Origin of the sequence: Staphylococcus ureilyticus, assembly GCF_002902235.1 — a bacterium.
In the GTDB taxonomy this organism is placed as follows: Bacteria; Bacillota; Bacilli; order Staphylococcales; family Staphylococcaceae; genus Staphylococcus; species Staphylococcus ureilyticus.
In genome coordinates, this window is the sequence record NZ_PPRL01000010.1 from 24,218 (window position 1) to 31,088 (window position 6,871).

The window sequence follows — 6,871 nt, forward strand, 5'->3', positions numbered from 1 at the left end:
TGCATGAAAAGAACGATTATACTATTCATCTCAGCAATTTTTCTATTATCAGCATGTGGAAATGAGGATAATGAAAAAAGTAAAGAACAATCTAATGACAATAAGCAGCAAGAAAAATCAGGTTCAGTTAAAGAAATTGCCACCGATAAAAATGTTCAAGGCAATAATTATAGAACGATTTTACCATTTAAAGAAAGTCAAGCGCGTGGTTTATTACAAGATAATATGGCAAATAGTTATAACGGTGAAGATTTTGAAAACGGGCTTTTAGAATTGAGTAAAGAAGTTTTTCCAACTGACGATTATTTATATCAAGATGGTCAATACTTAGATAAAGATACGATTAACGCTTATTTAGACCCGAAATATACCAAATCAGAAGTAGATGCAATGGATGAAGATGAACGAAAAGAAAAGAAAGCGAATGAGAATTTAGGTTTAAATCCATCACATAATGGTGAAACAGATCCAGAAAAAATTGCGGAAGATTCACCTGCATATCTTTCTAATATTTTGGAACAGGATTTTTATGCGAGTGGTGATACTAAAGGGAAGAAAATTAAAGGTATGACCATTGGACTAGCAATGAATAGTACGTATTACTATCAAAAAGAAAAAGATGGCGAGACCTATAGTAAAGATTTAGATGATAAAGAAATTAAGAAACAAGGAAAGCAAATGGCAGGCGAAATTTTGTCAAGAGTCAGAGAAAATAAAGCTTTGAAAGACATACCTATACACTTTGCAATTTATAAACAAACTGGCGAAAATTCAATTGTACCAGGAGAGTTTATTGCTGGTACGACAGTTGAAGATGGTAAGACACGTATTAATGAATGGAAAGATATTAATCAAACAACAGCATTGTTACCTTCTGATGAAGCAAGTAAAATTGATGAAAATTTAAATAATAATTTCAAACAATTTAATGATGATTTACAGACGTATTTTAATAACTTTACTCAAGCAGTAGGGACAGTTAAATTTGATAATAAAAAAGCGAAGCAACTAACTGTTGATGTACCGATTGATTATTATGGCGAAGCAGAAACAATTGGTATCACACAATATATCACTGAACAAGCAGAGAAATACTTTGATGATATTGATGAATATGAAATTCGTATAAAAGATGGTAACAAGGCAAAAGCTTTAATCAGTAAAACTAAAGATGACAAAGACCCACAAGTCCATATTTATAAAAACAATAATTAATAAGCGTATACACATTAAAAGCCACACTTGTAATTAATATATGTATTACAAGTGTGGCTTTTTTAGTGTTAATTTATAGTGAAAGAGTTATTACACGATTATTCTTTGACAATCTCTTTTACTTTATTTAAATCGTTATTTACAAATTCACCGGGCTTTTTCGTAATTTTACTTACTAGATAAGTAACGATCACACTGGCTAGGAAACCAGGAATTATTTCATACATACCGAAGATTTCATTTATTGATGCTAATGGTTTAATCCAAGCAATCCATACAATAACGACTAAAGCACCGGTAATCATACCGCTCAAAGCACCAGCGTGAGACAAACCCTTCCAGTAAAGTGAGAAGATTACTAACGGACTAAATGCCGCGCCAAACCCTGCCCAAGCATTACCTACAAGGTTTAAAATTGTATCATTTGGAGACCAAGCAATCCAAATTGCAATAATTGCTACTAGTAAAACAGATAGTCTTCCTATCATTACAAACTCTTTTTCGTGTGTTTTTGCTTTCGATTCACCGCGAATAAGTTTATAAAAATCTTCAGTCAGTGAACTAGAAGTTACTAATAACTGAGATGAAATTGTGCTCATGATAGCTGCCAATATAGCTGCTAATAAGAATCCACCAACGAGTGGATGGAATAAAATTTGGCTCATAATGATAAATAGTGTCTCTGGATCTTCCATTTTAATATGGTATTGAGGTATAAATGCGATACCTGTTAACCCTACAGCAACTGCACCTAAGAGCCCTACAACCATCCAGCTTATACCTAAACGTCTAGCTTTTGGTAAAAGTTTATGTGTTTTAATGGACATAAAACGAACGATGATATGTGGTTGTCCAAAATAACCTAAACCCCAGGCAAATAAGGAAATAATACCTAAAAATGTAGTCCCTTTAAACAAGTCCATATTGGTAGGTTTCATTGCTGCTACCTCACTAAATGTATCCAAACCGTTGAGTTTTATAAGTGCTACGATAGGGACCATGACCATAGCAATTAACATAATTACACCTTGAAAGAAATCTGTAATGGATACAGCTAAATATCCACCAAAAAAAGTATAAAAAATAACGATTGCCGCAACAATGATAAGCCCCCAATGATAGTTCAAGCCAAAAGCACTTTCAAATAATTTACCACCAGATACAAACCCAGAATGTGTATATAAAGTAAAAAACACAACGATGATTAGACCTGAAATTATTTTTATGTAATTTTTGCGGTCGTTGAGTCGATTTTTAAAAAAATCTGGTAAGGTAATAGCATCTCCTGCAATTTCAGTATAAATACGAAGTCGAGGTGCGACTACAAAATAGTTAACATAAGCGCCAAGCGATAAACCAATTGTAATCCACATTGCAGATAATCCAGTACTATATACAGATCCAGGAAGCCCCATAATCATCCATCCACTCATATCGGATGCACCTGCTGATAGGGCAGTTACATAAGGGCCAATACTTCTACCTCCAAGCATAAATTCACTTAAATTACCTGTGGATTGCTTATAACCGTAATAGCCAATAACTAATAAAATGATAAAATAAATAATAATCATGATATACGTTTGCCAAGTAGCGTGAACTTGATTCGCTAAAGATGTGCCTAGAATAAACATAATACTTCAACTCCCTTATCCCCAGAATATTAAATTGTGTTACATGAATTATTATACAATGAAATTTATAAATAGAGTAGAAATATCTTTTGTTTTTCAAAATAATTAGCTCAATGACAAAATGAAAATGCTTACATCAAATGAAATAATATTACACTATTTATAAAAAATATGGTTTATTATGCAATTATTGTTATAAATGCTGTGATACTTAAGTAGATTATGTTCAAAATATATTTAAGTCACATAATTCCAAAAGGTTGAGCAAAAGGAATTAAAATAAACAAGGTTATTTATTGTTATTGGTGAAAAGTTTAGATTTTTGCTTGGAATTTTGATACAATTTTATAATGAATGAGTAAAAAGGAGGCTTTTATTTAATGGCTAAAGTTACACGTGAAGAGGTAGAGCATATCGCTAATTTAGCTAGACTTCAAATATCAGAAGAAGAAACAATTGAAATGCAAGATACATTAGAAAGTATTTTAAATTTTGCTAATCATATAGATACAGCAGACACTAGCTCAATTGAGCCAACTTATCATGTATTAGATTTACAAAACGTGTTAAGAGAAGACAAAGCAATCGAGGGCATTCCTCAAGAGCTTGCATTAAAAAATGCTAAAGAGACGGAAGATGGACAATTCAAGGTGCCATCTATCATGAATGAGGAGGACGCTTAAGATGACCATCCGTTATGAATCTGTGGAAAATTTAATTACATTAATAAAAAACAAAGAAATTAAACCTTCACAAGTAGTAAACGATATCTACGATGCAATTGAAGAAACTGATCCAACAATCAAATCATTTCTTGCATTAGATAAAGATAATGCTATTAAAAAAGCACAAGAATTAGATGAGTTACAAGCCAAGGACCAAATGGAAGGCAAACTTTTTGGTATTCCAATGGGAATTAAAGATAATATTATTACTGAAGGTGTAGAAACAACATGTGCTAGTAAAATGCTAGAAGGATTTGTACCTATCTATGAATCCACAGTTATGAATAAATTACGCAACGAACAAGCGGTTTTAATTGGAAAATTAAACATGGATGAATTTGCAATGGGAGGTTCTACAGAAACTTCTTATTTTAAAAAAACGTTAAATCCATTTGATCACACAGCTGTTCCTGGTGGTTCATCTGGTGGTTCTGCAGCAGCAGTTGCAGCAGGATTAGTTCCTTTTAGTTTAGGCTCTGATACTGGTGGTTCAATTCGTCAACCTGCAGCTTATTGTGGAATCGTAGGCTTAAAACCAACTTATGGTCGTGTATCACGTTTTGGTTTGGTAGCATTTGCGTCTTCATTAGACCAAATCGGACCGTTAACACGCAATGTTAAGGACAATGCATTAGTATTAGAAGCAATCACTGGTTTAGATGAAAATGATAGTACAAGTGCACCAGTAGAAGATGCAGACTTTACATCTGATATTGGTAAAGATATTCAAGGACTTAAAGTAGCATTACCAAAAGAATATCTTGGCGAAGGTATATCTGACGAAGTGAAAGCATCTGTGAAAAACGCTGTTGAAACATTGAAAGAACTAGGTGCTACAGTAGAAGAAGTTTCATTACCAAACACAAAATATGGCATTCCTTCTTATTATGTAATCGCATCATCCGAAGCATCATCAAATTTATCGCGTTTTGATGGTATCAGATACGGTTATCATTCACCAGAAGCAAATTCACTTGAAGAATTATATAAAATGTCAAGAAGTGAAGGATTTGGTGAAGAAGTTAAGCGTCGTATTTTCCTTGGTACATTTGCGTTAAGTTCGGGTTACTATGATGCGTTCTACAAAAAATCACAAAAAGTTAGAACATTAATTAAAAATGATTTCGATCGTATTTTTGATAACTATGATGTTGTAGTAGGACCAACAACACCAACAACTGCATTTAATATAGGTGAAGAAATCGATGATCCACTTACAATGTATGCGAATGACTTACTAACAACACCAGTTAACTTAGCTGGTTTGCCAGGTATATCTATTCCTTGCGGTAAAGCGAATGGACGTCCAATTGGTTTGCAATTTATTGGTAAACCATTTGATGAGAAAACATTATATCGTGTCGCTTTCCAATATGAAACAAAATTTAATTTGCATAATGAATACGAAAATTTATAAGGAGTGGAAATCATGCATTTTGAAACAGTTATTGGACTAGAGGTCCATGTTGAGTTAAAAACAGAATCTAAAATGTTTTCTCCATCACCAGCACATTTCGGAGCAAAACCTAACTCAAACACAAACGTCATTGATTTGGCTTACCCTGGTGTATTACCAGTTGTCAATAGACGTGCGGTTGATTGGGCGATGAGAGCATCAATGGCATTAAATATGGATATTGCAACAGAATCAAAATTTGATCGTAAAAACTATTTCTATCCAGATAATCCTAAAGCATATCAAATTTCACAATTTGATCAGCCAATTGGTGAAAATGGTTATATTGATATTGAAGTAGATGGTGAAACGAAACGTATAGGTATCACACGTTTACACATGGAAGAAGATGCTGGTAAGTCAACGCATAAGGATGGTTATTCACTAGTTGACTTAAATAGACAAGGTACACCATTGATTGAAATTGTATCTGAACCAGATATTCGCTCACCACAAGAAGCGTATGCATACTTAGAAAAATTGCGTTCAATCATACAATATACTGGTGTCTCTGATTGTAAAATGGAAGAAGGATCATTGCGTTGTGATGCTAATATTTCTTTACGACCATATGGTCAAGAAGAATTTGGAACAAAAGCAGAATTGAAAAATTTAAACTCATTTACTTATGTTCGTAAAGGGTTAGAATATGAAGAAAAACGTCAAGAAGAAGAATTATTGAACGGCGGAGAGATTTTACAAGAAACGAGACGTTTTGATGAAGCTACAGGTAAAACGAATCTTATGCGTGTAAAAGAAGGTTCTGATGATTACCGTTACTTCCCAGAACCAGATATTGTGCCTTTATATGTTGACGATGAATGGAAAGAACGCGTACGTCAAACAATACCTGAATTACCAGATGAAAGAAAAGATAAATACGTCAATCAATTTGGTTTACCAGCATATGATGCACATGTGATTACATTGACAAAAGAAATGTCTGATTTCTTTGAAGGTGCAGTAGCTGAAGGTGCAGATGTAAAATTGACTTCAAACTGGTTAATGGGCGGCGTTAATGAGTATTTAAATAAACATCAAATAGAATTATTAGATACTAAACTTACACCACAAAATCTTGCAGGTATGATTAAGTTGATTGAAGATGGCACAATGAGTAGTAAAATCGCTAAAAAAGTTTTCCCAGAACTAGCTGAAAATGGTGGAGATGCCAAACAAATTATGGAAGATAAAGGCTTAGTTCAAATCTCTGATGAAGCAACACTGCTTAAATTTGTAAATGAAGCGTTAGACAACAATCCACAATCCGTTGAAGATTATCAAAATGGTAAGGGTAAAGCTATGGGCTTCTTAGTTGGTCAAATTATGAAAGCTTCCAAAGGTCAAGCTAACCCACAATTAGTGAACCAATTATTAAAACAAGAATTAGATAAAAGATAACATCATCATTCATTTTTAAACAGTTTTAATCTAATTAAAGAAAAACCTGAGACTGAAGCATCTTAAATAAAAAATAAACGTCAATTTCTATTACAACTATAGAAATTGGCGTTTTTTGTTGGTGTAACATTCAGGAATATATCATTATCATCTTTTTTCAGCGATTTTGGCAATTATTGACGCCAAGAGGATCATTTAAAAGGAGCAAATGAGGATAAGGTATATTCATGTAAAATGTAGCACAATCAAAATTTTAAAATTTTAATGTGATAGCAATTCTTAATTATGGATTAATGCTTATGTTTTAAGCATAGGTATGGATGTTTCAAGAACTTTAATATTGAGTAGTATATTATATTTTCTTTTTAAAAATAGCCTAAATGCTTTTATCATTTAACTAAATCATTTAATATATATACTGCTGTCTCTTATACACATCT

Annotated in this window: 5 protein-coding genes; 4 read left to right on the forward strand and 1 reads right to left on the reverse strand. The window is 32.8% G+C overall.

Features of this window, described 5'->3' with window-relative positions; all coding sequences use genetic code 11:
* The first annotated feature begins 3 nt into the window (after positions 1–3).
* Positions 4–1,215: a CamS family sex pheromone protein gene (locus CD150_RS01205; RefSeq protein WP_064209724.1), complete on the forward strand. Its 1,212-nt coding sequence runs from the start codon at positions 4–6 to the stop codon at positions 1,213–1,215.
* Between the two features lie 98 nt (positions 1,216–1,313).
* Here CD150_RS01205 and putP read toward each other — a convergent pair whose 3' ends face one another.
* Positions 1,314–2,849, reverse strand: coding sequence for a sodium/proline symporter PutP (gene putP / locus CD150_RS01210; RefSeq protein ID WP_046207967.1), 1,536 nt, complete (start codon positions 2,847–2,849; stop codon positions 1,314–1,316).
* A 380-nt stretch (positions 2,850–3,229) separates the two neighbouring features.
* Between putP and gatC the strand changes: the two genes are divergently transcribed.
* The 3 genes from gatC to gatB are packed head-to-tail and all read left to right on the forward strand — an operon-like array spanning position 3,230 to position 6,431.
* Complete coding sequence (gatC, locus tag CD150_RS01215; protein ID WP_019469599.1) at positions 3,230–3,532, forward strand: Asp-tRNA(Asn)/Glu-tRNA(Gln) amidotransferase subunit GatC; 303 nt, start codon at positions 3,230–3,232, stop codon at positions 3,530–3,532.
* A gap of 1 nt (position 3,533) precedes the next feature.
* Positions 3,534–4,991, forward strand: coding sequence for an Asp-tRNA(Asn)/Glu-tRNA(Gln) amidotransferase subunit GatA (gatA, locus tag CD150_RS01220; RefSeq protein ID WP_046207966.1), 1,458 nt, complete (start codon positions 3,534–3,536; stop codon positions 4,989–4,991).
* A gap of 12 nt (positions 4,992–5,003) precedes the next feature.
* Positions 5,004–6,431 (forward strand): Asp-tRNA(Asn)/Glu-tRNA(Gln) amidotransferase subunit GatB, encoded by a 1,428-nt coding sequence (gene gatB / locus CD150_RS01225; RefSeq protein ID WP_046207965.1) that lies wholly within the window; start codon positions 5,004–5,006, stop codon positions 6,429–6,431.
* Positions 6,432–6,871: the final 440 nt, after the last annotated feature.

What these genes read in the sequence shown, in the direction of transcription:
- gatB (WP_046207965.1), top strand. Translation starts at nt 5,004, where the DNA reads ATGCATTTTGAAACAGTTATTGGACTAGAGGTCCATGTTGAGTTAAAA.
- gatA (WP_046207966.1), top strand. Translation starts at nt 3,534, where the DNA reads ATGACCATCCGTTATGAATCTGTGGAAAATTTAATTACATTAATAAAA.
- gatC (WP_019469599.1), top strand. Translation starts at nt 3,230, where the DNA reads ATGGCTAAAGTTACACGTGAAGAGGTAGAGCATATCGCTAATTTAGCT.
- CD150_RS01205 (WP_064209724.1), top strand. Translation starts at nt 4, where the DNA reads ATGAAAAGAACGATTATACTATTCATCTCAGCAATTTTTCTATTATCA.
- putP (WP_046207967.1), bottom strand. Translation starts at nt 2,849, where the DNA reads ATGTTTATTCTAGGCACATCTTTAGCGAATCAAGTTCACGCTACTTGG.